This window comes from Corynebacterium sp. 22-2729 (genome assembly GCF_053479475.1).
The window spans coordinates 17,003-40,234 of the sequence record NZ_JBRBCA010000008.1; the positions used below are offsets into that span (position 1 = coordinate 17,003).

Below are 23,232 nucleotides of genomic sequence, written 5' to 3' on the forward strand. Positions count from 1 at the left end.
CGATTCTCTTCCATTCTGCCTAGAGCAAATCAAACACATCTGTGGGGGACACACAGCACAAATTGCACAACACACATTAGTATAGGACGGGTTATACGTAGAGAAGTTGTCGGTAACAAAGAGTGAAGTACACGAGGAGTGCGTAGTGTCAACCAACCAGCCATCCCACGAAGGACTGCCCTCTTGGCTCCAGTTCACTGGTGATGGTGCGCCAGCACAACCAGCCGCCCCACCACAACAACCTTCTCAGCCCCAAGAGCCGCCCGCTGCAGAGTCTCCTACTTCCTCCCCTTCTTCCAATGAAGGTCAGCAGCAAGTCCCTGCGGCGCCTCAGCAAGCTCACGAATCCAAGCCTCAGGAAGGTCACCAAGCCAACCAAGTGGAAAGTAATTCCGCAGAGCATCCTCAGCCTCCCCAGGGAACAGCGCCGCAGGGCACTGCCCCGCACGGCTCTCCCGCTTCATCTGGAGCTCCTCAGCAGGCCCAGCCGCAGCAGGCCCAGCCGCAGCAAACTCAGGCACAGCCACAGCAAGCCCACCCACAGCAGGCCCAGCCCCAACCGCAGCAGGCCCCGTATCACGGTAAGCACCATGTACCGTCCGAATATGACTTAAAGCCACCGCCGGCACTGGACCAGACAAACCTGGTCAATGCCGTCAAGAAGGCACCGCGCAGTGGATGGCGCAAAATGCTTTACAACGTCACCGGTGGGCACTGGAACGTTGGTGACTCCCAGCAAGATCTTGAACACGATCAGCTTCTGGAAAAAATTCGCCGTCCACTGCGTGGCGACTACCGCATCGCGGTGATGTCCCTTAAGGGTGGCGTGGGCAAAACCACCACCACCGTGGCATTGGGTGGCGTTTTCTCTTCCATCCGACACGACCGCGTCATCGCCATCGATGCCAACCCGGACCTCGGCACCCTAGCACAGCGTGTGGCTGCCCCCGGTCCGGCAACGATCCGCGACCTCCTCAACGCAGAAGACACATCAAAATACGCCTCCATTCGCCAGTTCACTACCCAGGCCAAGTCTCGCTTGGAAGTTATCGGCTCGGAGCGCGATCCCGCCGTGTCCGAATCCTTCAGTGATGAGGACTACCGCCACGCGGTCGACATTCTGCAGCACCACTACAACGTGATGCTCACTGACTGCGGAACAGGGCTGATGCACTCCGCAATGTCCGGTGTGTTGGAGCTGGCCAATTCCTTGGTGCTCGTCACCTCTCCTGCCCTTGACGGCGCTCAATCAGCCTCCGCCACTTTGGACTGGCTTAACCTGCACGGCTACGAACAACTCGCAGCAAACTCTGTAGTGGTTGTCTCTGCGGCACACCCTGAAAATGCGACGATTGATATGGACCAGTTGATTGCACACTTCCGTAGCCGCACCCGCGCAGTGCACGTCATTCCATTCGACCGCCACCTCTCCGAAGGCGCAACGGTTGATCTTGACCGCATCAGCAAGGAAACCAAGCAGGCTTACATGGAACTAGCAGCAATTGTTGCGGAGGACTTTGATTCGTGGCACCGTCACGCAGCTTCGTAGGCCGAGGGGTGGCCGCGCTGGGCGTCGGGTTCCTTGCTTCAACAACCCTAGCCAGCTGCGCCGATCGCCTAGAACCACCTGTGCCAGAGCAACACGCCCAAGTGGATACCATGAAGCAGTGGGCTACCGAGCGTGCCGAGCCCTACCACATCCCCGAACGCGCGCTTCAGGCATACGCATACGCCGCCTACAACGTGGAACAGGAACAAGGCTGCGCCGTCGGCTGGCAAACACTTGCTGCATTGGGTGATGTGCTGACCCAACATGGGCAAATAAACTCCACCACCATCGACGAAGACGGCGTGACCTCCAAACCTATACGCGCCGTTGCGCCTGCCGCCGGCGGCAAGAACTCCGTGCCCGATACCGACGGAGGAGACATCGACGGCGATTCCACTAAGGACATCCCGGTGGGACCAATGCAACTCATGCCTTCGCGCTGGGAACAATATGGCACTGCCGCTGAACCTGGCAACGCGCCAAATCCGGACAACATCGACGACGCCGCCCTGACCACCGCGAAAATCACTTGTAGCGCGGGAGACCTCACCAGCCCAGAAGGGTGGACCACAGCAGTCTCAGAATTCAACCCCAGCCCAGTGTTCTTAAAAGCTGTGCACAAAAAGGCCAAGGAGTATTCACGCTAATGAGGAAAACTCACACTGCAAGCGCACTGCTCTTGATTTCGCTTACAGGCACGCTAGCTGCATGCGAATCGCCGGGTCATGCCAAAGAGCAGACTGTGAATGACGAAGTTCCACCACTGGGCAAAGTACCTGAGCTACCTGAAGAGGTGACGGCACCGAGCACCAAGTCTGAAACTCCCAAGCCAGCTCCCCCGCCGGCCCCAGCTGCGGAGCCAGAGACGGTAACAGAAACTGCCCCGCCTCCTTCTAAGCCTCCTGCGAAGCCAGCACCCAAGGCTCCAAAGGCACCAGCACCCAGGCCGCCTGCGAATGATTCACCAGAGATCCGTATCCAACTCCCACCAGAGCTGAAGCCATATCTTTAAGGCAGACGCCAAGCTGAAAGGAGCCCCCCATGTCTATCCAACAGCACGACGTAGGACAGAGCGCCCCTGCGGCTTCTCCCTCGTCGTCTACCGCCACGCCAGCAAAGAAGGACCATCGCGCTGCCGTGCAGGCGCACAAGCTGCGCATGGATATCGCGGGCAAAGCTATCCGGCATGGTGAAAATCAGCCAAGTGTGACTCCGCGAACCGTCAAAATCCTCATGGGCTCGGCTATTATCGCAGCCATCATGCTTGTGGTTACGATCGGCGCCGCCACTGTCATTCAGATGCTTTAGCCAAAAGCGCACCTACGAAAAACAAAAAGGCACCCAGCGAAGTGGATGCCTTTCAGCGTTCCTAGCGCGCGGACTTAGCTGGTTAAATAGCGGTCCCTGCTAGCGGTGTCGAGTGGTTTACTCGCCGCCGGCCAGCTTCTCGCGCAGAGCAGCCAGCTGCTCATCGGAAGCCAGGGTGCCGGCGTCCTGAGCCGGTGCCTCAGAGGAAGCCGGTGCGGACTCGGTCTGAGTCTCGGAGGAGTAGCCACCCTCGCCGTTGGCAGCGGCCTCGGCAGCTGCGGCGCGGTTACGCTCGATCTGAGCGGTGTGCAGACGGTGGCGACGCTCGGACTCTGCGTAGCGAGCCTCCCATGCCTGACGCTGCTCGTCGTAGCCCTCGAGCCACTCGTTGGTCTCCGGGTCGAAGCCCTCCGGGAAGATGTAGTTGCCCTGCTCGTCGTAGGAGTCAGCCATGCCGTACTTGGACGGGTCGAACTCCTCGGTGTAATCCTCATCAGCCTGCTTCAGGGACAGGGAGATGCGGCGACGCTCCAGGTCGATGTCGATGACCTTGACCATTGCGTCCTGGCCAACGCCAACAACCTGATCCGGAACCTCGACGTGGCGCTCGGCCAGCTCGGAGATGTGAACCAGGCCCTCGATGCCCTCCTCGACGCGGACGAATGCGCCGAACGGAACCAGCTTGGTGACCTTGCCCGGCACGATCTGGCCGATAGCGTGGGTGCGTGCAAATACGCGCCACGGGTCTTCCTGGGTTGCCTTCAGGGACAGGGACACGCGCTCGCGGTCCAGATCCACATCCAGAACCTCGACGGTGACCTCGTCGCCGACTGCGACAACCTCGGACGGGTGGTCAATGTGCTTCCAGGACAGCTGGGAGACGTGAACCAGGCCGTCGACACCGCCGAGATCGACGAAGGCGCCGAAGTTGACGATGGAGGAGACAACGCCCTTGCGGACCTGTCCCTTCTGCAGCTGGTGCAGGAACTCGGAGCGAACCTCGGACTGGGTCTGCTCGAGCCATGCGCGGCGGGACAGCACAACGTTGTTGCGGTGCTTGTCCAGCTCGATGATCTTGGCCTCGATCTCCTGGCCGATGTAGGGCTGCAGGTCGCGAACACGACGCATCTCCACCAGGGAGGCGGGCAGGAAGCCGCGCAGGCCGATGTCCAGGATCAGGCCGCCCTTGACGACCTCGATGACGGTACCGGTGACCGGCTCCTCGTTCTTCTTGAGCTCCTCGATCGTGCCCCAAGCGCGCTCGTACTGTGCACGCTTCTTGGACAGGATCAGGCGGCCTTCCTTGTCTTCCTTGGTGAGAACCAGAGCGTCGATCTCGTCGCCGACCTCAACAACCTCACCCGGGTCAACGTCGTGCTTGATCGACAGCTCGCGGGAAGGGATGACACCCTCCGTCTTGTATCCGATGTCCAGCAGGACCTCGTCGTGATCGACCTTGACGACGGTGCCCTCGACAATGTCACCATCGTTGAAGTACTTGATGGTGGAGTCGACGGCAGCGAGGAAATCCTCAGCAGAGCCAATGTCGTTAATGGCTACCTGAGGGACGTTGTTGGTGGGCATATGTTGAATGTCTTTCGGAACGAATAGAAATAGAAGATGGACAGTTACTCTAGTTCTGCAAACCCTTCTTTTTGACGCCCCCACCAGCGTCAATTACCTGGCGGGAACCCCTAAGACGCTCACACTGGGGCGTCACAAAGTCTAAAAAAGAGGGCGCACAACGCGCATAACGCTACACGACCACAGTGAACAGCGCAAACATGGCGTTTTGGCCGCGCGTTAGGCGGGAGCTATTGAGGGCGTCCAGTACGATGGTGCGCGATGAAGGCAATACAAATATTAGTGAACATGGTCCGTGGCGGTTTGATCGGCATGGCCGAGCTGGTGCCCGGCGTATCGGGCGGAACAATTGCACTAGTTACCGGCGTGTACGAGCGCGTACTGCACCAGGCGAACCTCTTCCTGGATGCGACGAAGAAGCTGCCGAAGGATCGTAAGGCCTCGTTTGCCCAGTACAAAGCGCTGGACTGGATGCTGCTACTGCCGATGGTGGTAGGCATGGGCGCCGTTGTCCTCTCCCTGGCCGGAGTAATGGAGAGCTTCGTGACCGACAAGCCCGTCCATGCGCGGGCGCTGTTCTTCGGCATGGTGCTGATCTCTCTGACCGTCCCGATTGGCATGACCGATAAGGAGGATGTGCGGCGACGCCTGCCAATGGCGATCCTCGGAATGGTTGTGGCGGCAGTGGCGACATTCTTCCTGACCGGCCTAACCAGCGCGCCGCAGTCCGACCCGAACCTTTTGTGGGTGTTCGTGGCCGCGGCGATCGCAGTGTGTGCGTTGGTACTACCGGGCGTTTCGGGTTCTTTCTTCCTGCTGGCAGTGGGATTGTACTCCGCGACTATGGCTGCCGTGGACGATAGAAACCTGCTGTACCTGGGCGTGTTCTTCCTCGGTGCGCTGACAGGCATCACGTGCTTTGTGCGTCTGCTGGAGTACCTACTGCACACTCACCGCACCATCACCCTGTTTGTGATGACGGGGCTGATGATTGGTTCCCTCCGCGCACTCTGGCCGTGGCAGGATGGCGACGCCAACCTGCAGGCACCCGGCGAAAACCTGGGCGCAGCCCTCGGGCTGTTCGTTCTCGGCGCAGCCATCGTGGGGGCGATGCTGGTAGCCGAGAAGGTCGCCGGCGCAAAGGCTGAAGCCAACTAGTGCGCAGCTAGATCCCAGTTATCTCCTGTGCCGGCAGAGACATCCAAAGGCACGCGCAGCTGGGCGGCTGCATCCATTTCCCGCTCCACGAGCTCGGTCATCTGCTCCAGCTCGCCAGGGGCAACTTCCACAACGAGTTCGTCGTGGACCTGCAGCAGCACGCGGGAGTTCAGCTGCTGCCGCGCAATCTCCCGATCCACACGCAACATAGCCAGCTTGATAATGTCCGCCGCCGTACCCTGGATCGGTGCGTTGAGGGCGGCACGCTCGGCATTCTCACGAGCCACCCGGTTCGATGAGTTGAGCTCCGGCAGATACCGACGACGCCCGTAGAGGGTTTCCGTATAGCCGGTCTGCTTGGCGACCTCCACCACGTGATCCAGGTAGCGCTTTACACCGCCGAATCGCTCGAAGTAGTTATCCATGATCTTCTTCGCCTCCCCTGCGCTGATTTTCAGCTGCTGGGAAAGGCCGAAAGCGGATAGACCGTAGACCAGGCCGTAACTCAACGCCTTGACACGGCGGCGTAGTTCCGGAGTGACCTCATCGACAGGCACGTCGAACACGCGCGAGCCGACGTAGTTGTGCAGATCCTCACCGCTTGCATAGGCCTCGATGAGCCCCGCATCTTCGGATAGGTGCGCCATGACGCGCATTTCGATCTGGGAATAGTCGGCGGTCAGCAATGTTTCGTAGCCCTCCCCGACTTGGAATGCGGCACGGATCTTACGGCCTGCGTCTGTGCGCACGGGGATGTTCTGCAGGTTCGGGTCGGAGGACGAGAGTCGACCGGTCGCCGCACCCTTTTGATTGAAGGTGGTGTGGATGCGCCCGTCGTCACCCACCGCCTCGATCAGCCCGTCGATGGTGGACTTCATCTTTTGGTATTCGCGGTGAGCCATCAAGTGCCCCAGGAATGGGTGGTTCGACTGTGCCGCAAGCTTTTCCAGTTCCGCGGCGGCCGTGGAATACCCGGTCTTGGTCTTCTTGGTTTTCGGCAGGTCGAAGGTCTCGAAAAGCACCTTCTGCAGCTGCTTCGGGGAGGAAAGGTTCAGCTCCGGCTCCCCCGCCAGTTCGCGGGCCGCGGCTACCTCCTCGTTGAGGCGTGTGCCGTAGTCCTCGGAGAGTTCTTGCAGCGCCGCGTCATCCACGGCAATACCTGCGTGCTCCATCTTCGCCAGGATCAGCGCCAGGGGAACCTCCAAGTCAAAATACAACTCGGACTGTCCGGCCTCTTCGATCTCTGGAGTGAGGGCCTTCACCAGTTCCGCCACGGCCTGGGCTCGGTCGGTGCCGGTGGCATTGTCAGATAATTCGTGCCCCACGTGTCGCTGCACCACGTCCGCAAGACCGAGAGTGCGCACGTCGGGGCGCAGCAAATAAGCTGCAAGTGATGTGTCATGCTCCACTCCGTCAAGCTTTAAGCCTTGATTTTGGAGTGTATGGAAGGCTTGCTTGGAATCGTGCAGCCACTTTGTGGCCTCCGGATTGGCCAGCCACTCCGACAGGGCTTTCTCATCCTTCGGATCCACGTCCGCCAGGTCGATGAGCACTGCAATGTTGTCCTGATCCAGCAGAGTCAATTGCTCGCCGTCAACATCGACCACCGTGCCACGGGCACGCTTCTTAAGCCACGCCCCCAGCTTCCCCGCCTTGGGTTCCTCCACTGTCACGGGCACCGCAGCGCTATCGGCGAACTCCACGCCCATGATCTTGAACGTCCTATTGCGAAGTCCCGTGCCAAACTGCAGCTCCTCGAACATGCCCAGCGCTTCGTTGGGATCGATGTCTCGGGGGCTAAGGGCGTCCATACCATCGACGAGCTTTAGATCCCGCACCATTTCCGTAATGTCGCGCGCCAGCACCACATTGTCGATGTTCTCCCGCAGGCTAGTGCCGACCTTGCCGCCGATGTCGTCCATGTTGTCGATCACGCCCTGCAGACTGCCGTACTTCGCGATCCACTTTTGCGCCGTCTTTGGGCCGACTCCCGGTACGCCGGGCATGTTGTCGGAGGTATCGCCGCGCAGCGCCGCGAGGTCTGGGTACTGGGTGGGGGTCACGCCGTACTTTTCCTCCACGGCCTGCGGAGTAAAGCGATGCAGATTAGAGACGCCCTTCAGCGTGTACAGCACCGTCACATCCTCGGTGACCAGCTGCAAAGAGTCACGGTCGCCAGTACAGATCAGTACCTCCATGCCTTCCTTGGCGCCCTCGGTAGCCAAGGTGGCAATAATGTCGTCGGCCTCGTAGGACTCTTTATCGAGGGTTGTGACGCCCAACGCTTCAAGAGTGCGGCGGATCAGCTCAATCTGACCTTTGAACTCCGGCGGCGTACTCGGACGCTGTGCCTTGTACTCCGGGAAGGATTCCTCGCGGAATGTCGGCCCGGACAGGTCAAAAGCGGCGGCGACATGGGTGGGCTTTTCCTTGTCCATAAGAGTAAGGAACATGCCCAGGAAGCCATAGACCGCGTTTGTGTGCTGGCCTCCGACCGTGGAGAAGTTGGCGGCGGGCAGCGCATAGAAGGCGCGGAAAGCCAGCGAATGACCGTCGAGGAGTAAGAGTTTAGCCATGCGATCAACTTTAACGGAGGGCGGTTTTGGTTGGCTCGAGCACCGTGGCGTATTATGCACCGGTAAGCACTTCGCGCCCCAGTAGCCCAATTGGCAGAGGCAACGGATTCAAAACCCGTCCAGTGTGAGTTCGAGTCTCACCTGGGGCACCATGTAGACACCCGCTGTTGAGGAAAACCTTGGCAGCGGGTTTTGCTTATCCCTGCCACGCTCGTACCCCCCCCACGCCAAGTATCTGAAGTATCGGTGTCAACACCCCAAAAAGAACCACCCCCCGACATACCGAGAACCGACCGCAACAAGCCGGAGCCCGACGAGTCCGTTAATATGAATCGCAAAGAAAATTCGCAGCCTTGCCTGAAAGGCCGCTAAGCACCTTATTCGTGACGCGAGGAGAACCATGACGGACGAGAACTTCGGTTCCAACGACCCGGCCAACACCGCCAACAACGGCGCACAGCAGCCCGAGCAGCCCCAGGCGCAGGGCAATTGGAACCAGAACCCGAACCCGTACGGCCAGCCTAACCAGGCACCGCAGCAGGACTGGAACCAGCAGGCTGCGCCTCAGCAGGGACAGAACGCATACGGCGCCCCGCAGAACGGCCAGAACGGCTACCAGAACAACTTCCAGAACCAGCAGGGATTCAACGGACAGAACGGCCAGGCAGGCCAGTTCGACATCAAGCAGTACCTGGACTTCTCCAACAAGTCCGTGCTGTGGATGGTCTGCGCAGCCGGTGCCGCTCTGATCAGCCTCATTGGCAGCTTCATGCCGTGGGGTAAAGTCACTGTTCCTTTCTATGGAACCATCACAGTCTCCGGTACTGACGGCGATGGCATGCTCACGATGTTCCTTTCCCTGATCCTGATCGGTGGAATCGCTGCCTACCTGTTTGTAGAAAAGCTCACCAAGATGTGGTGGCGCGGCATCCCAGTGATCGCCATCGGTGCCGTTCTGCTGCTGATTTCAGTAATGGATTGGACCGATATCGGTTCCAAGGCAGGCCAAGTGGACAAGGACGTCGCCCAGGTGAGCGTGGGTGCCGGTCTGATTTTGATCCTCCTCGCTTCCATTGCAATCATCGCCTTTGGTGTTCTGACGCTGCTTAACGACAGGAAGAATTCTCCAGCAGTCCAGCAGGCAGGCTTCGGCCAGCCCCAGCAGGGCTACGGCCAGCCCCAGCAGGGCTACGGTCAGTCCCAGCAGGGCTACGGCCAGCAGCCGCAGAACAACTTCGACCAGAACAACAACTACGGTCAGCCACAGCAGAACGGCTTCGACCAGAACAACTTCGGTCAGCAGAACCCGCAATAAGCTTTAGCTTTAGCTTTAGCCGGAAAACTCCCGCGCCTCTCTTCGCAGAAGGCAGCGGGAGTTTTTGTTTCTTTACCCCCGCATTCCCCCAATGCAGGCCCCTATTGGGAACCGATCCCGGTAGACATTCGACTAATGAGTCATGTCTCGCAGAATCATTCGCAGAGTCCACACTCTCGCCGGACTCTTTATCGCACCTCTTATCCTCGTAGCCACGCTATCGGGCTTCTTCTACGCGCTCGCGCCCACCATCGAAAGCTGGGTCTATGACGCCGAACTGACAGCCACCTCAACCAGTCCAGCACAACCCGTAGCTAAGCAGATCGAGGCTGCCAAGCGCATCCATCCGGACTTGGACGTCGCGAAGGTACAAATCTCCGACAAGGAAGGTAAGACCACTCGTGTGCTCTTTGCCGACCCGGAACTCCCCTCCGAAAGCTACACCCACGCGGTGTTCGTCGACCCGGGTGATCTCCATGTCACAGGCGAACTCGTGCAGTACGGAAGCGCCGCTGCCCTACCTTTCCGTTCCTGGCTTTCCGAAGGCCACCGAAACCTGTGGCTGGACGAGCCCGGGCGCATCTACTCCGAAACCGCAGCTACCTGGCTGGGTCCGATGGCCGTCACTGGCGTGGCGATGTGGTGGATCATGCGCAAGCAGAAGAACCAACGCAAGCCCAAAAAGAAGTCCCGTCGTGAAGCCATGAAGCGCCACACTCTCATCGGCCTCGTCGCAGCCCCAGGCCTGATCTTCCTGTGCGTCTCTGGCCTCACGTGGTCCCACTTTGCAGGAGATAACATCGCTACTGTCCGCGAACAGCTGAACTGGATGACTCCCAAGCCCAATACCACCATCGGTGGCGAGCCAAGTGCGGACGGCGACTCCGGTCATGGCGACCACGCAGGTCACGCAGGTCACGGTGATCACGGCGGAAGCGCCCACACCGACGCAGATGCCGCACCGATCAATACAGACAACGCAGACACCGTTTTGCAGGTTGGTCGCAATGAAGGCCTCACCGGAACGCTGCAGTTGGAGCCTCCGAGCAAGGTTGGCCAGGCATGGACCGTCAGCGAACCACGCCAGGCATACAAGATGTACAACGATGCCATCACCGTAGACGGAGATACCGGCGCCGTCGTTGACCGCCTGCCCTTTAAGTCGTGGCCGATTGCAGCACAGCTGACCAGCTGGATTATTCAGCTACACATGGGCACACTGTTCGGATTGGTCAGCCAGATCGCACTCGCGTTGCTGGCACTCGGCATTGGTGCGCTTGTTGTGTACGGCTACATCATGTGGTGGCGTCGCCGCGGTGGAAAGAACACCGGCAACCGCGTCGACATCAGCTCCCTTACTTGGAAGCACTGGCTGACATTGGCCGTCCTGCTCGGCGGATACAGCGTGGTCGCTCCCCTATTTGCTGTCAGTGGTGCCATCCTCTTCGTCCTCGCCTGGGCTTTGGACTTCCGTGCAGGAAACAAGCGCGATAACACGCCCCGGATTTCCGCAGACCTAGACGGCGAAAAACAAGAGCCCGTTTCGGTCGAAAGCCATTAAAGAATATTCACATACTCCGATATAATCCACTGTATGAAACATAGCCACCCGCGCTCCCTGGCCCGTACAGTGGCCAAGGGCACCCTTGCGATCCTTCTTTCAGCATCGCTGGCGGGGTGTGTGACCAACGAAGAACTCGGCAATCCGGAAGGATGGGAGGAAATCCTCCCAGCAAAGAACCCCCAGCTAGCCGCCCTTGTGCCCCCAGAAATTCAAGCAAAAGGGAAAATCACCGTCGGCACCAACCCGCCCTACGCGCCCAACGAGTTTAAAGACTCCGACGGCAACATCATTGGCTTCGAAATGGACCTCATCCGCGCCGCCGGCGCCATGATGGGGCTCCAGGTTGATGTGCAGCAGATGGACTTCAATTTGATCCTGCCCGCTATCAGCGCAGGATCCGTCGACGTCGGAGCTACCGCCTTCACAGACACCGAAGAACGACAAAAAAACTACGACTTCGTCGACTTCTACAGCGCCGGCATCTCCTGGGCCACCCAACCGGGCAACGAAAACACCATCAACCCCGACAACGCCTGCGGCCTGAAGGTCGCCGTCCAAAAGGGCACCTACTCCGACACGGACGAGGTGCAGGGACGATCCGAAGAATGCGAGGCCCAGGGCAAACCCCCGATCGAAAAGCTCGTCTATGAAAAGGCCGACGCCGCCGCCACCGCAACCATCCTGAAAAAAGCGCAGGCGTACAGCTCTGACTCGCCGGTGATCGACTTCGCCATCGCCCGTTCTGAAGGCAAGCTAGTGCGAGTGGGCGAACCTTTTGACACCGCCCCGTTCGGTATGGGCGTCAAAAAGAACAACCCGCTAGGAAAAGCACTGGCAGCGACGATGCAAACCATGATGAACGACGGCACCTACGAAGCGATCCTGAAGCAGTGGGGGCTAGAAGACGGTGGGCTTGACGCCGTGACGTTCAACCTCAAGCCGTACCAGCTGCCCCGCACGCTCCAAACGAAAGAAGGCACCAATTGAGTACTCCGAAAGCCTCCCCCGAAACGCAGCGTAGGCGCCCGACCGAAAACAAAGCGATCCCACTACGCCACCCCGGACGCTGGATCGCAGCGGCAATTCTGCTGGTGCTGGTTGTATGGTTCATCTTCTCCGCGGCGCGGAACGAGGCCTACCACTGGGATACCTACTTCCAATACCTGCTGGACACGCGCATCGTGAAAGCCGCGATGCACACCATTGCGCTGACGATTCTGGCGATGATCATCGGTGTGGTCATCGGCGCTATCGTCGCGGTACTTCGTATGTCCCCGAACCCGGTGCTTCAGGGCGTGGCGTGGCTCTTCCTGTGGATCTTCCGCGGTACGCCCGTGTATGTACAGCTGGTGTTCTGGGGTCTGCTGAGCTCCCTGTACCAGTCCGTGAGCGTGGGCTTTGCCGAGATCGACCTCGAGCAGGTATTGCAGAATGCCTTCATCCTGGCCGTGCTGGGCCTCGGCCTGAACGAGGCGGCCTACATGGCCGAAATCGTGCGCGCCGGTATCCAGGCCGTGCCCGAAGGACAGTCCGAAGCGTCGAAGGCACTGGGCATGACCTGGAGCCAGAACATGCGCCGCACTGTCATGCCGCAGGCCATGCGCATCATCATCCCGCCAACGGGCAACGAGTTTATCTCGCTGCTGAAGACCACCTCACTGGTCATCGCCGTGCCCTACGCCGCCGAGCTCTACGGCCGCGCCACCGACATCTCGAACTCGCTGTTCCAGCCCGTACCCCTGCTGCTGGTTGCCGCCACCTGGTACCTGGTGATCACTAGCTTGCTGATGATCGCGCAGTTCTACGTAGAGCGTTACTTCTCTCGCGGATCGTCGCGCCAGCTCACGCAGCGCCAACTCGCTGCCCTTGCGGACGCCGAAGGCGTGCCCCCGCGCAATGTCACCGTCACGCCGAACGATAAGAAGGACTAGGAGCCACCATGTCTGACAACAACGCGCCGATGATCGCCATCAAGAACGTGTGGAAGCGCTACGGTCGACTCGACGTCCTTAAAGGCATCGACCTCGACGTTCCCCGCGGCGGCGTGACCTGCCTGATCGGCCCCTCTGGCTCCGGCAAGTCCACCCTGCTGCGCTGCGTCAACCACCTGGAGAAGGTGACCTCCGGACGGATCGAAGTAGACGGCGAACTGATCGGCTACCGCGAAAAGAACGGCAACCTCTATGAGCTGACACCAAAGCAGGCGGCCGCACAACGCGTGGACATCGGAATGGTGTTCCAGCACTTTAACCTCTTCACCCACCGGACCGTTATCGAGAACATCATCGAAGCGCCCGTGCAGGTGCGCGGCGAGAACAAAGACGACGCAATCGAGCACGCCCGCAAGCTGCTGGACCAAGTGGGGCTCGCCCACAAAGCCGACGCCTACCCGGTGCAGCTCTCCGGCGGACAACAGCAGCGCGTGGCCATCGCCCGCGCACTGGCAATGCGGCCGAAGCTGATGCTCTTCGACGAGCCGACCTCCGCGCTGGACCCCGAGCTGGTCGGCGAAGTGCTGAACGTGATGCGCCACCTGGCCGACGACGGCATGACAATGCTGGTGGTCACCCACGAGATGGGATTCGCACGCGAAGTCGCTGACGAAGTTGCCTTCATGGACGGCGGCGTGATCGTCGAGCACGGCCCGGCCGCGGAAGTCATTGGAAATCCGCAGCACGAACGCACCCAAGAGTTCCTATCGAGCCTGCTCTAGGGGTGAAAATGAGGGGGCGTCACTAAGAAGGGCGAGGGGTTGTCCGGGGCCGTGTGTAAGGTAAGCGGCGCTCGGACAAGAAGGGGGCAAAAATGGATGCCGACGAGATGCGGCGGATGTGCAACAGGGTCGACGCGGCGTATGCATACAGCGTGATCGACGACCCGACCGTGGCGCGGATACAAGCACTGCGGAAGGCGGGGACGGCGGATGCGATAGTGTTCTCGCACGCGGCGCAGATCCTCGCAGTGATGAATTTATTGGGACTTGCCGCGCTGAAGGCAGGGATAATTGGCGTGCGGCACCTAGAGCAGGTGTGGCGTGTACGAAACGCTTACGCAGCAGCGCTGACGGAACCCGACGAAACAGGGCGGGCGATCATGGAGCTAGAACAGCTCAACCGCTACCTGGAAAAGCACGCAGTGGATTGCATCAGCGCGCGGGAAGATGGGCCGACTGCGAAAGAACTTGGGGAATATCTGTGCGAAGTGATTGCGCGGGACTTCCCCGCTCCCTTCGCGACCGGTGAGAAGGCAGCGGCGGAGGAACGCTCCGCAACGCGGAGTTCGGTGGCAACGCTGGGCGGAGCAGCGGAGTTTTCGCGCTGGACACTAAACATGCCAAAGGATCAATCGCAGCGGATGTGGGAAGCAGTGACCAAGAAGGCGAAAGTGCTGGCCGGGAAACTGGATTGTGACTTGGCACAGGCACGGATGGATGTGATTGCAGGACTGATCAGCGGCGAAGAGTCCAATGCTGTGGTGCACGTGCACGTGTTCCGGTGGGAGCATGGGCCCGGGTTCATCCCCGGTGTTGGCGCGATCAGCACTGAGCAGGCTGACTACTATGAGAGCTTCGCCTCGCGAGTGGAGAGTGTGACGGTGCCGCCGGCGGTAGAACAGTACACGCCCAGCAGGGAGATGAAAGAATTTCTAGTTGGTCGGGACGGGACATGCCGATTCCCCGGGTGCGAACACCCGGCGCCGATGTGCGACAAAGACCACATTGTGCCGTACAACCACTCGGAGCCTGCGGAAGGTGGACCGACGGATGTGCGAAACATGCAATGCCTTTGTAGAACCCACCACAACCTAAAGACCAATGGCCAGTGGAGGGCGAGTACGCAGGACGGCGGCTGGACTATCAAATGGGTGAACCACCACGAAGAGGAGTTCACCACGCACGCAAGGGGTGTTATACCGAAGCCACAGTGACGTGCCAAGGCACTCGGGGCGAACCGGGATCGTCGTGGACCTGGCGCAGGATCGGCTCGGAGGGTTCCTTTTCCCGGGTAGTGAGAAGCTCCGCGAAATGCATGGCTAGCCCAGAAACAGAGCCGATGTCGTAACGGGCGACGTCGACGGTAAGTTCGGCGCCGGTGGCCGGGTCGGATCCTTCGTCGGGGCTCTCCCCGAAAAGCTCCACCCAAGTAGTGACCAGTTCGGGATCAGCGGGAAGCCCGGACTGGCAATTCAGCGTGCCTTCAAACGCCTCGCCGAGGGCTGCAATCATGGAGCGGAAATCCTGCTCGATTGTGGCCAGCTGCTCCTGGTTAGCCAGCAGCCGAAAAGTAATCTTTGGCATTCCCCTAGTGTGGCAGCACGCAGCGGTGAACGGCAAGCACGGTGTGGGGTTAGTGGTGTGATCGACAGAACCTCAAAACGACTAGACTGTGTGCCGTGATTGGTTCCCATACTTCGCACCCCGCGCCCGTACCGCCCCTGACGACCCTGCCAGACGGGACGATCAAACAGGTCAACCCATTTTCCGGCACCGAGGTGTGGACAGTCCCCGGACGGGGTAACCGCCCCATCGCAGAGCACCGCCCCGAAGTACGCACCGTGGCCGACCGCGACTCTGCTACTGCATTCGGGCTCAACCGTAAGCTGGACACTCCTCCGGAGAAAGCACGCCTGGTGCTGGACGAGGACGGTAAGCCACGCATCCTCCGTGGCCTTCCCGTCAGCGAGCTAGAGAACACCGAACCACTGTTCCGCCGTGTCGCGAACCTGTTTGAGATACTGACGTACGACTACTGGCTGTTGAACTACGGCTACCGAATGAACCCCACAGCCGCCAAGCACATGGCCGATTATCTGGCAGAGGAAGCCGGCCAGAATCACGTCGAACAGATCCTGCGCACCAAATGGGCCGCCGGTGGGAAGACCCAAGAAGAACTCGATGAGCTCTTCTCCCCCGACCGCCGTCTACAGACCCTCTACGAAGAAAGCGGCTCACTTTTCGCCGGTGGCCACGACGTAATCATCGCCCGCGACCACTATGTCCCCGGTGCAGAATCCACCGACCAGCTGGCATCCAGCGGCACACTGGGTTGGGAAAACCACCGCCACTTCATCGCTTTCACCGTCGACAGCATGGACCGCCTGTACCGCGCCAACCGCTATGTGCGCTATGTCGCCGCCTTCCAAAACTGGCTCGCCCCGGCGGGAGCCAGCTTCGAACACTTGCACAAGCAACTCGTCGCTATCGACGAACACGGCCTGCAAAACGAACTCGAGATCGCCCAGGTTCGCGCGAACCCGAACATGTACAACGAATGGGCCGTCGACTACGCTGCCCGCCACAACCTCGTTTTCGCCGAGAACGACCATGCCATCGCCTTCGCGGGCTTCGGACACCGCTGGCCAACGCTGGAAGTCTTCTCCAAATCCGCGACGACCGAGCCGTGGCTCATGACCGACGCCGAACGCGATGCTGTCTCGGATCTGGTTCACGCCTGCCACGTCGCCGCCGGGCCACACATTCCCTGCAACGAAGAATGGCTTCACCGTCCCTTGGACGTGGACGTGCCCATGCCCTGGCGCATCGTGATCAAGTGGCGTGTGTCCACCATGGCTGGTTTCGAAGGCGGTACGAAGATCTTCATCAACACGATTTCCCCCGCTGATCTCAGGGAACGCGTACTCAATGCACTGCTCACTGCACAGGAGGAGGGGAAGCTCGCGCCTGGAATCCGCCTCGGCGAAGACTGCGCCACCCGCCCCAACATGCTGAAGTACAACCCGGCTATCCGATAGAAAGGACCTCCCCGTAAATGCGCAACGCAGATATTGCAGAGTTCATCTCGGACCACGGCGTGGATCTGAGCTGGCAGGACAGCTTTTACCAGTGGATGCATGAAAATCCCGAGTTGTCTCTGCAGGAAGAACAGACGGCAAAGCACATCATCGCCCGGTTGGCGCAAATGGATTGCGAAGTAACCACCGGTATCGGCGGACATGGCGTCACCGCAGTATTCCGTAACCCAAGCAGCGCAGGGGCAGACGAGCCAACAGTGCTAATGCGCGCCGATTTCGATGCGCTCCCGGTGCAGGAGACCACCGGCTTGCCCTATGCCTCGAAGAACGATGGAGTGATGCATGCGTGTGGCCATGACATGCACGCCACGGCCTTGATGGGACTGTGCGCGGTCCTCGACGAACGCCGCGATGCGTGGCACGGCACCTTTATTGCGCTGTTCCAGCCTGCGGAGGAAGTCACCGCCGGTGCCAGCAATATGATCAACGACGGCTTGGCCGACAAGATCCCGGCGCCGGACGTGTGCCTGGGACAGCATATTCTGCCGGGTCGTTTGGGCACGGTTATGTCCGCGCCGGGGCCGGTGCTGGCGGCGTGCGACACGATCACCATCACGCTGCATGGCAAGTCCGCGCACGGTTCGAGCCCGCAGGATGCAATCGACCCAACGTTCCTTGCTGCGCTGATTGTCGTGCGCCTGCAGGGCATCGTCGGCCGCGAGGTTGCGCCGTCTGACTTCGCGGTCATTACCGTCGGCACGCTTTCTGCGGGGCACACTAACAACACCATCCCGGAAGATGCCACGCTGGTGCTGAACTGCCGCTTCTACGACACCGATGTGCGCGATAAGACCTACGCCGCGATCGAGCGTGTTGTGCGCGGCGAGTGTGCTGCGTCGGGGTGCGAGGTTCCTCCAGAGTTTGTCTATTCCGCCCACGGCGAGCTAACGGATAACACCCCTAGCGTATTCGAGCAGGTGCGCCCGGTTTTCGATGCGGTTTTCGGCGAGGATTCTATTGACGCCGAACCGTGGACGGCCTCCGAAGATTTCTCGGAGATCCCCCGCCATTTCAATGTGCCGTATCTTTTTTGGACGATCGGCACGACTGATCCGGAGCTGTGGAACTCCGGCGAGCCAGTGCCGGGCAATCACCACGGGAGCTTCGCTCCACGTATCGAGGCGCTGGGCACCTCCACGGACGCGGCGTTGGCCGCGACCTTGAGCTACCTCTTCCGCTCCTGACCCAGTAGGTGCACCTGGATCATGTTGGTGTTGCCGGAGATTCCGGGTGGGGAGCCGGCGACGACGACCATCATGTCGTCGTACTTGTACTGCGGCATAGCCAGCAGGTGGTGGTCGACGGTGTCCATCATCTCGTCAGTGGACTTCACGTCCTCGATCAGGAACGTCTCTACGCCCCACGTCAGCGCCAGCTGCGAGCGCACGGCCTGCGACGGGGTGAACACCAGCAGAGGCAAGTGGGAGCGCAGGCGCGCGACACGCTTAGCGGTATCGCCGGACGAGGTGAAGGCAACGAGTGCCTTTGCGTTGAGGCGCTCGCCGATGTCCTTGGCTGCGTAGGAGATCACGCCGCGGCGGGTGCGCGGACGGTGCGTAAGCGGCGGCACTTCCCCATCAACTTCGGCTGCGGCAACAATTCGCGCCATCGTCTCGACGGTCGTGATTGGGTGCTTGCCGACGGAGGTCTCGCCGGAGAGCATCACGGCATCCGCACCGTCGAGCACGGCGTTGGCCACGTCGGAGGCCTCCGCGCGCGTCGGGCGGGAGTTCTCGATCATGGAATCCAGCATCTGCGTTGCCACGATCACCGGCTTCGCGTTCTCGCGGGCGATCTGGATGGCACGCTTTTGCACCAGCGGCACGTCCTCCAGCGGTACCTCCACGCCAAGGTCACCGCGGGCAACCATGATGGCATCGAAGGCCAAGATGACGGGCTCCAGTGCATCGACGGCCTCGGGCTTCTCCAGCTTGGCGATCACCGGTACGCGACGGCCCACCTCGTCCATGATGTCGCGGACAAGCTCCACGTCAGAGGGGCTGCGCACGAATGACAGTGCGATAAAGTCCACGCCCAGCTGCAGGGCGAAGCGCAGATCCTCGGTGTCCTTTTCACTTAGTGCAGGCACGGAGATATTCATGCCTGGCAGGGAGACACCCTTGTTGTTGGAAACCGGGCCGCCTTCAGTGACCTCACACACGACATCGTTGCCGTCGACTTCTTTACACACCAAGGCGATCTTGCCGTCGTCGACGAGCAGGCGGTCGCCAGGGCGCGCGTCGCGGGCGAGTCCCTTGTAGGTGGTGGACACGCGGTCGTGGGTGCCCTGTACGTCATCAACGGTGATGCGCACAGTTTCACCGGTCGCCCAGACGGTAGCGCCCTCTGCGAAGCGCCCCAGACGAATCTTCGGGCCTTGCAGGTCAGCGAGCACGCCGACCGCCTTGCCGGACTCGTCGGTCGCCTCTCGAACCCAGTTGTAGTTTTGCTCGTGGTCAGCGTGCTCGCCGTGGGAGAAATTCAGGCGCGCAACATTCATTCCGGCGTCTACGAGCCCGCGGATCTGCTCTTTCGAGGCAACCGCAGGACCCAGGGTGCAAACAATCTTGGTTCTTCTATTCACGAGTTCGAGAATAGCCCCGCGCCGTGGTCCTCGCTACTCCTTGGGTGTGACGCCCTTAGCCCTGCGCTCTTTCAGCGTCCACCACACAAAGAGCGCCGTGGCGGCCAGGAACACCACTGCCGAAACCACAACATTGATACGTATATCGCCGAAGACGGTGGTGGCTGCATCGGTGCGAATATTTTCGATAAAGAATCGCCCAAACGTGTACCCCATCACGTAAAGGGTGAATAGCCTTCCCCCGCTTACTCGCCAGTAGCGTTCTGCGACTAGCAGCAGAACTACGACGAGCAGGTTCCACAGCAGCTCGTAGAGGAACGTCGGCTGTACGGTAGCCAGTACTTCCCCGGTCGAGTGTCCGGTGACGGGCGCGGAATAACCATTCTCGTCGACGCGCCGGTAGATCTCTAGCGCCCAGGGGGCATCACTAGGCCCGCCGTAAAGCTCTTGGTTGAACCAGTTCCCAAGCCGGCCAATCGCCTGTGCGAGTGGAATCGTGGGCGCGACGGCCGCGGCAAAGGTTCCCAAAGACAGCTTCTTTGTTTTAAAGAGCAGCCACACTGCCAGGGAACCGAGGACGATGCCACCCCAGATCCCCAACCCACCGTTGGTGATGTTAAACACCTGGCTCGGGTCTTTCCCCTCCCCGAAATACTTTTGGTGATCGGTGATGACGTGGTACAGGCGGGCGCCGATGATTCCCGCAGGCACGGCGACAAGCAAAGCGTCGACCGTGACTTCTGGATCCCCGCCCAGCTTTGCGTAGCGGCGACGTGTCCAGAAGTAGGCCACCACCACTCCGGTGAGGATGCATAGCGCATAGGCGCGGATGGGTATGGGGCCTAGCTCCCATACCCCTTGGGGCGGCGACGGAATGACCGCCGTCATGCGCGCACTCCCTGTGCCAGCTCAGCCGCTAGCTCACCCAGGTTGCCGACAGCTGCGGCTTGGATCAGGGCGGAGCCGACAATCACGCCATCGGCGTAGGCGGCAATGCTTGCGGCATGTTCCCCGGTCTTCACCCCCAGCCCCACTGCCACCGGCAGGTCCGTTGCTTCGCGCACGCGCGCCACGAGTTCCTCTGCAGAGTGGGAAACTTCATTCTGCGCACCGGTCACTCCCATGTGGGATGCGGCGTAGAGGAAGCCATCGGCGGCGTCAACAGTAAGGGCCATGCGCTCGGGCGTGGTGGAGGGAGCTACGAGGTACACGGGCGACAGATCATTCGCGGCGCAGGCCTGTGCCCACCGGTCGGCTTCCTCAGGTAGAAGATCCGGAATGATGGAGCCCAATCCCCCGGCAGCGGCCAGGTCCGCGGCGAATTTCTCGGGGCCGTACTGCAGGATCGGGTTCCAATAGGACATGATGACGGCCTTGCCACCGGCCTCGGTGACGGTGCGAACCACATCCATCGTGTCCTTCACTCGGAAACCATTGGCCAGAGCCTCATTGGCTGCATCCTGGATAGTGGGACCGTCCATCATCGGGTCGGTAAAAGGAACGCCTACCTCGATAAGGTCGGCGTGCCGAGCCAACTCGGTGACAAGCTCCTTAGATTTAGCCACCGTGGGATAGCCGGCGGGGAAATAGGCCACCAGCGCAGCCCGCCCCTCGGCGCGGGCGTCGAGGAACACCTGGGAAAGTCGGGAGGTCATGCCTTAGCCATCCTTCTCGCTTGTCTGATCCAGAATGTCGAACCATTTCGCAGCTGTCGTGACGTCCTTGTCACCACGGCCGGAAATGTTCACGATAAGCGTCGCACCCGGCTTTTCCTTAGCGACCTTCACCGCGGCGGCCACAGCGTGCGCGGACTCGATGGCCGGGATAATGCCTTCCAGGCGGGTTAGCAGTTTAAAGCCGTCCATAGCCTCGGCGTCGGTAATAGGTAGGTAACGGGCGCGACCCTCAGCATGCAGCTGCGAGTGCTCCGGCCCCACGCCCGGGTAGTCCAGACCCGCGGAGATGGAGTGCGATTCGATGATCTGGCCGTCTTCGTCTTGCATAAGATCGGCGTACGCACCCTGGAATACGCCCTGTAGTCCCAGGGTGATCGGCGCAGCGTGGCGGCCAGTTTCCATGCCATCTCCGGCGGCTTCGGCACCGACAATGTCCACGCCTTCGTCCTCGATGAACGGGTGGAACAGACCGATAGCATTCGAACCGCCACCCACGCAGGCAATCACCGCATCGGGTAGCTTGCCGGTTTCGGCCAGCAACTGCTGGCGCGCTTCCACTCCAATGATTCGCTGCAGGTCGCGCACCATCTGCGGGAATGGGTGTGGGCCTGCGGCGGTGCCGAAGCAGTAATACGTGTCATCGGCGTTGGATACCCAGAAGCGCATGGCTTCGTTGATGGCGTCCTTCAGCGTGCGGGAGCCAATCTCCACTACTTCTACCTGGGCACCTAGCAGGCGCATGCGGGCAATGTTGAGGGCCTGGCGTTCGGCGTCGACAGCCCCCATGTAGATACGGCAATCAATGCCGAGTAGCGCACAGGCCGTCGCCGTGGCCACACCGTGCTGGCCTGCACCGGTTTCAGCGATGACGCGAGTCTTACCCATGCGCTTGGCCAGCAACACCTGCCCCAGCACGTTGTTGATCTTATGGGAGCCGGTGTGGTTAAGATCCTCGCGCTTCAGCCATACCTCCGCGCCCACTTCCTCAGAGAAGCGTGCCGCGTAGTACAGCGGGGACGGCCGCCCCGTGTAGGTGCGGTGTAGCTCGTCGAGCTGATCGAGGTATCCCTGGTCGGAACGTGCCTTCGCCCAGGCATCGGTGATCTCGTCGATCACAGCCATTAGGGCCTCGGGGATGTATCGGCCACCGAATTCTCCCCAATGCCCACGCTCGTCAGGCTCGTGGTGGGTGGCGGTACCCAGGATCTCGCCTACCGTCGGCAGGGGCTTGCCCTGTGCATCGGCATTCTTGGAGTTCTTTTCGGTAGTCACAGTGTTACATGCTATCGTCTAGGAATTTTTTTGTGGGCAAGCGGGGTGTTTTCCTGCCGCTGCAAGATCCCGGCACGCCTGTGCGGGGTTACCAGCGGTAACGAGCCCTTCGCCGACGAGCACTGCGTCTGCACCCGCTGCTGCATATGCATTGAGGTCGTGTTTATTCTTGACGCCCGATTCTGCGATCTTCACGACGTCGTCCGGCAGCGTTGGGGCGATCTTGCCGAACACCTCCGGATCCACCTCCAGGGTCTTCAGATTTCGCGCGTTGACGCCGATGACCTTCGCTCCAGCTGCAACGGCGCGCTCTGCCTCTTCGGCGGTGTGTACTTCTACCAAGGCAGTCATGCCCAAGGATTCGCTGCGATCCAGTAGAGATTCCAACCGTTGCTGTTCAAGGGCTGCGACGATGAGGAGGATAATGTCCGCGCCATGTGCCCGAGCCTCGTGGATTTGATAGGGGTTCATCATGAAGTCCTTGCGCAGCAGCGGGATATTCACCGCGCGCCGAACTGCATCGAAGTCCGCCAGGGAGCCCTTAAAGCGTCGTTCCTCTGTGAGACAGCTGATGGCTGTTGCCCCATTGTCCTCGTAGGCCTTGGCCAGTACTTCGGGCTCGGCGATCTCGGCGAGATGCCCTTTGGAAGGGCTGGCACGCTTTACCTCGGCAATGAGGCTGACCCCCGGGGCGGCCAGCGCGGAATGGGCGTCGAGCGCCGGTGGTGCGTCCAGGGACATGGCCTTGATCTCCTTGTATGGGATCTTGGCTTCCCGCTCGGCCTGGTCTTCTAGCACCCCGGCGATGATCTGGTCGAGAACAGTCATGTGTGTC

At 60.5% G+C, this 23,232-nt stretch carries 20 protein-coding genes and 1 tRNA gene; 13 read left to right on the forward strand and 8 right to left on the reverse strand.

The annotated features are described in order from the left end of the window. Positions 1–145: 145 nt before the first annotated feature. The 3 genes from ACUY2T_RS07025 to ACUY2T_RS07035 all read left to right on the forward strand — a co-directional run bounded on the left by ACUY2T_RS07025 (position 146) and on the right by ACUY2T_RS07035 (position 2,857). Positions 146–1,549 (forward strand): nucleotide-binding protein, encoded by a 1,404-nt coding sequence (locus tag ACUY2T_RS07025; protein ID WP_448308059.1) that lies wholly within the window; start codon positions 146–148, stop codon positions 1,547–1,549. Further along, positions 1,525–2,196, forward strand: a complete 672-nt coding sequence (locus ACUY2T_RS07030; RefSeq protein ID WP_448308060.1) for a hypothetical protein — start codon at positions 1,525–1,527, stop codon at positions 2,194–2,196. Before ACUY2T_RS07025 ends, ACUY2T_RS07030 begins: the two co-directional genes overlap by 25 nt. Positions 2,197–2,590: 394 nt before the next feature. Beyond that, positions 2,591–2,857, forward strand: coding sequence for a hypothetical protein (locus ACUY2T_RS07035; RefSeq protein ID WP_448308061.1), 267 nt, complete (start codon positions 2,591–2,593; stop codon positions 2,855–2,857). 117 nt (positions 2,858–2,974) lie between these two features. On the opposite strand, the gene rpsA is transcribed toward ACUY2T_RS07035, so the two are convergent. Further along, positions 2,975–4,441: a 30S ribosomal protein S1 gene (gene rpsA, locus ACUY2T_RS07040; RefSeq protein WP_034969922.1), complete on the reverse strand. Its 1,467-nt coding sequence runs from the start codon at positions 4,439–4,441 to the stop codon at positions 2,975–2,977. A gap of 261 nt (positions 4,442–4,702) precedes the next feature. Here rpsA and ACUY2T_RS07045 point away from each other — a divergent pair, with 261 nt between their 5' ends. Further along, a complete protein-coding gene (locus ACUY2T_RS07045; RefSeq protein ID WP_448308062.1) occupies positions 4,703–5,599 on the forward strand; it encodes a DUF368 domain-containing protein in 897 nt (298 codons plus the stop codon). On the opposite strand, the gene polA is transcribed toward ACUY2T_RS07045, so the two are convergent. Then, positions 5,596–8,175 carry a DNA polymerase I gene (gene polA / locus ACUY2T_RS07050; protein WP_448308063.1) on the reverse strand — a complete coding sequence of 860 codons (2,580 nt, stop codon included), beginning with the start codon at positions 8,173–8,175 and terminating at the stop codon, positions 5,596–5,598. The genes ACUY2T_RS07045 and polA overlap by 4 nt on opposite strands. Positions 8,176–8,250: 75 nt before the next feature. Here polA and ACUY2T_RS07055 point away from each other — a divergent pair. From ACUY2T_RS07055 to ACUY2T_RS07085, 7 genes are all read left to right on the forward strand, one after another. Continuing rightward, positions 8,251–8,327, forward strand: a tRNA-Leu gene (locus tag ACUY2T_RS07055). 248 nt (positions 8,328–8,575) lie between these two features. Next, complete coding sequence (locus tag ACUY2T_RS07060) at positions 8,576–9,490, forward strand: ECF transporter S component (protein WP_448308064.1); 915 nt, start codon at positions 8,576–8,578, stop codon at positions 9,488–9,490. A 142-nt stretch (positions 9,491–9,632) separates the two neighbouring features. Beyond that, positions 9,633–11,051 (forward strand): PepSY domain-containing protein, encoded by a 1,419-nt coding sequence (locus ACUY2T_RS07065; RefSeq protein WP_448308065.1) that lies wholly within the window; start codon positions 9,633–9,635, stop codon positions 11,049–11,051. Between the two features lie 33 nt (positions 11,052–11,084). Next, a complete protein-coding gene (locus ACUY2T_RS07070; protein ID WP_448308066.1) occupies positions 11,085–12,041 on the forward strand; it encodes an ABC transporter substrate-binding protein in 957 nt (318 codons plus the stop codon). Next, positions 12,038–12,985, forward strand: a complete 948-nt coding sequence (locus ACUY2T_RS07075) for an amino acid ABC transporter permease (RefSeq protein WP_448308067.1) — start codon at positions 12,038–12,040, stop codon at positions 12,983–12,985. Before ACUY2T_RS07070 ends, ACUY2T_RS07075 begins: the two co-directional genes overlap by 4 nt. Before the next feature lie 8 nt (positions 12,986–12,993). Further along, positions 12,994–13,767, forward strand: coding sequence for an amino acid ABC transporter ATP-binding protein (locus ACUY2T_RS07080; RefSeq protein WP_448308068.1), 774 nt, complete (start codon positions 12,994–12,996; stop codon positions 13,765–13,767). Positions 13,768–13,859: 92 nt separating this feature from the next. Beyond that, positions 13,860–14,981 (forward strand): HNH endonuclease signature motif containing protein, encoded by a 1,122-nt coding sequence (locus tag ACUY2T_RS07085; RefSeq protein WP_448308069.1) that lies wholly within the window; start codon positions 13,860–13,862, stop codon positions 14,979–14,981. On the opposite strand, the gene ACUY2T_RS07090 is transcribed toward ACUY2T_RS07085, so the two are convergent. Continuing rightward, entirely contained in the window at positions 14,962–15,351 is a 390-nt protein-coding gene (locus ACUY2T_RS07090) for a hypothetical protein (RefSeq protein ID WP_448308070.1), read from the reverse strand. The genes ACUY2T_RS07085 and ACUY2T_RS07090 overlap by 20 nt on opposite strands. 95 nt (positions 15,352–15,446) lie before the next feature. Between ACUY2T_RS07090 and ACUY2T_RS07095 the strand changes: the two genes are divergently transcribed. Both ACUY2T_RS07095 and ACUY2T_RS07100 read left to right on the forward strand, forming a co-directional pair. Next, complete coding sequence (locus ACUY2T_RS07095) at positions 15,447–16,805, forward strand: DUF4921 family protein (protein WP_448308071.1); 1,359 nt, start codon at positions 15,447–15,449, stop codon at positions 16,803–16,805. Between the two features lie 17 nt (positions 16,806–16,822). Then, complete coding sequence (locus ACUY2T_RS07100) at positions 16,823–18,049, forward strand: amidohydrolase (protein ID WP_448308072.1); 1,227 nt, start codon at positions 16,823–16,825, stop codon at positions 18,047–18,049. On the opposite strand, the gene pyk is transcribed toward ACUY2T_RS07100, so the two are convergent. Genes pyk through trpC form a run of 5 tightly spaced genes read right to left on the reverse strand, consistent with a single transcriptional unit; the run spans position 18,031 to position 23,225 of the window. Then, entirely contained in the window at positions 18,031–19,449 is a 1,419-nt protein-coding gene (gene pyk / locus ACUY2T_RS07105; RefSeq protein WP_293791278.1) for a pyruvate kinase, read from the reverse strand. The genes ACUY2T_RS07100 and pyk overlap by 19 nt on opposite strands. A gap of 33 nt (positions 19,450–19,482) precedes the next feature. Beyond that, positions 19,483–20,337, reverse strand: a complete 855-nt coding sequence (gene lgt / locus ACUY2T_RS07110) for a prolipoprotein diacylglyceryl transferase (protein ID WP_293791279.1) — start codon at positions 20,335–20,337, stop codon at positions 19,483–19,485. Then, positions 20,334–21,104 (reverse strand): tryptophan synthase subunit alpha, encoded by a 771-nt coding sequence (gene trpA / locus ACUY2T_RS07115; RefSeq protein ID WP_448308073.1) that lies wholly within the window; start codon positions 21,102–21,104, stop codon positions 20,334–20,336. The genes lgt and trpA overlap by 4 nt, the downstream gene beginning before the upstream one ends. 3 nt (positions 21,105–21,107) lie before the next feature. Next, positions 21,108–22,397: a tryptophan synthase subunit beta gene (gene trpB / locus ACUY2T_RS07120; protein ID WP_448308074.1), complete on the reverse strand. Its 1,290-nt coding sequence runs from the start codon at positions 22,395–22,397 to the stop codon at positions 21,108–21,110. Between the two features lie 18 nt (positions 22,398–22,415). Then, positions 22,416–23,225 carry an indole-3-glycerol phosphate synthase TrpC gene (gene trpC, locus ACUY2T_RS07125; protein ID WP_448308075.1) on the reverse strand — a complete coding sequence of 270 codons (810 nt, stop codon included), beginning with the start codon at positions 23,223–23,225 and terminating at the stop codon, positions 22,416–22,418. Between the last annotated feature and the right edge of the window lie 7 nt (positions 23,226–23,232).

Excerpts from the sequence above, each read along its gene's own strand:
- ACUY2T_RS07035 (WP_448308061.1), top strand. The coding sequence starts at position 2,591 with ATGTCTATCCAACAGCACGACGTAGGACAGAGCGCCCCTGCGGCTTCT.
- rpsA (WP_034969922.1), bottom strand. The coding sequence starts at position 4,441 with ATGCCCACCAACAACGTCCCTCAGGTAGCCATTAACGACATTGGCTCT.
- ACUY2T_RS07045 (WP_448308062.1), top strand. The coding sequence starts at position 4,703 with ATGAAGGCAATACAAATATTAGTGAACATGGTCCGTGGCGGTTTGATC.
- polA (WP_448308063.1), bottom strand. The coding sequence starts at position 8,175 with ATGGCTAAACTCTTACTCCTCGACGGTCATTCGCTGGCTTTCCGCGCC.
- ACUY2T_RS07060 (WP_448308064.1), top strand. The coding sequence starts at position 8,576 with ATGACGGACGAGAACTTCGGTTCCAACGACCCGGCCAACACCGCCAAC.
- ACUY2T_RS07065 (WP_448308065.1), top strand. The coding sequence starts at position 9,633 with ATGTCTCGCAGAATCATTCGCAGAGTCCACACTCTCGCCGGACTCTTT.
- ACUY2T_RS07070 (WP_448308066.1), top strand. The coding sequence starts at position 11,085 with ATGAAACATAGCCACCCGCGCTCCCTGGCCCGTACAGTGGCCAAGGGC.
- ACUY2T_RS07080 (WP_448308068.1), top strand. The coding sequence starts at position 12,994 with ATGTCTGACAACAACGCGCCGATGATCGCCATCAAGAACGTGTGGAAG.
- ACUY2T_RS07085 (WP_448308069.1), top strand. The coding sequence starts at position 13,860 with ATGGATGCCGACGAGATGCGGCGGATGTGCAACAGGGTCGACGCGGCG.
- ACUY2T_RS07090 (WP_448308070.1), bottom strand. The coding sequence starts at position 15,351 with ATGCCAAAGATTACTTTTCGGCTGCTGGCTAACCAGGAGCAGCTGGCC.
- ACUY2T_RS07100 (WP_448308072.1), top strand. The coding sequence starts at position 16,823 with ATGCGCAACGCAGATATTGCAGAGTTCATCTCGGACCACGGCGTGGAT.
- lgt (WP_293791279.1), bottom strand. The coding sequence starts at position 20,337 with ATGACGGCGGTCATTCCGTCGCCGCCCCAAGGGGTATGGGAGCTAGGC.
- trpA (WP_448308073.1), bottom strand. The coding sequence starts at position 21,104 with ATGACCTCCCGACTTTCCCAGGTGTTCCTCGACGCCCGCGCCGAGGGG.
- trpC (WP_448308075.1), bottom strand. The coding sequence starts at position 23,225 with ATGACTGTTCTCGACCAGATCATCGCCGGGGTGCTAGAAGACCAGGCC.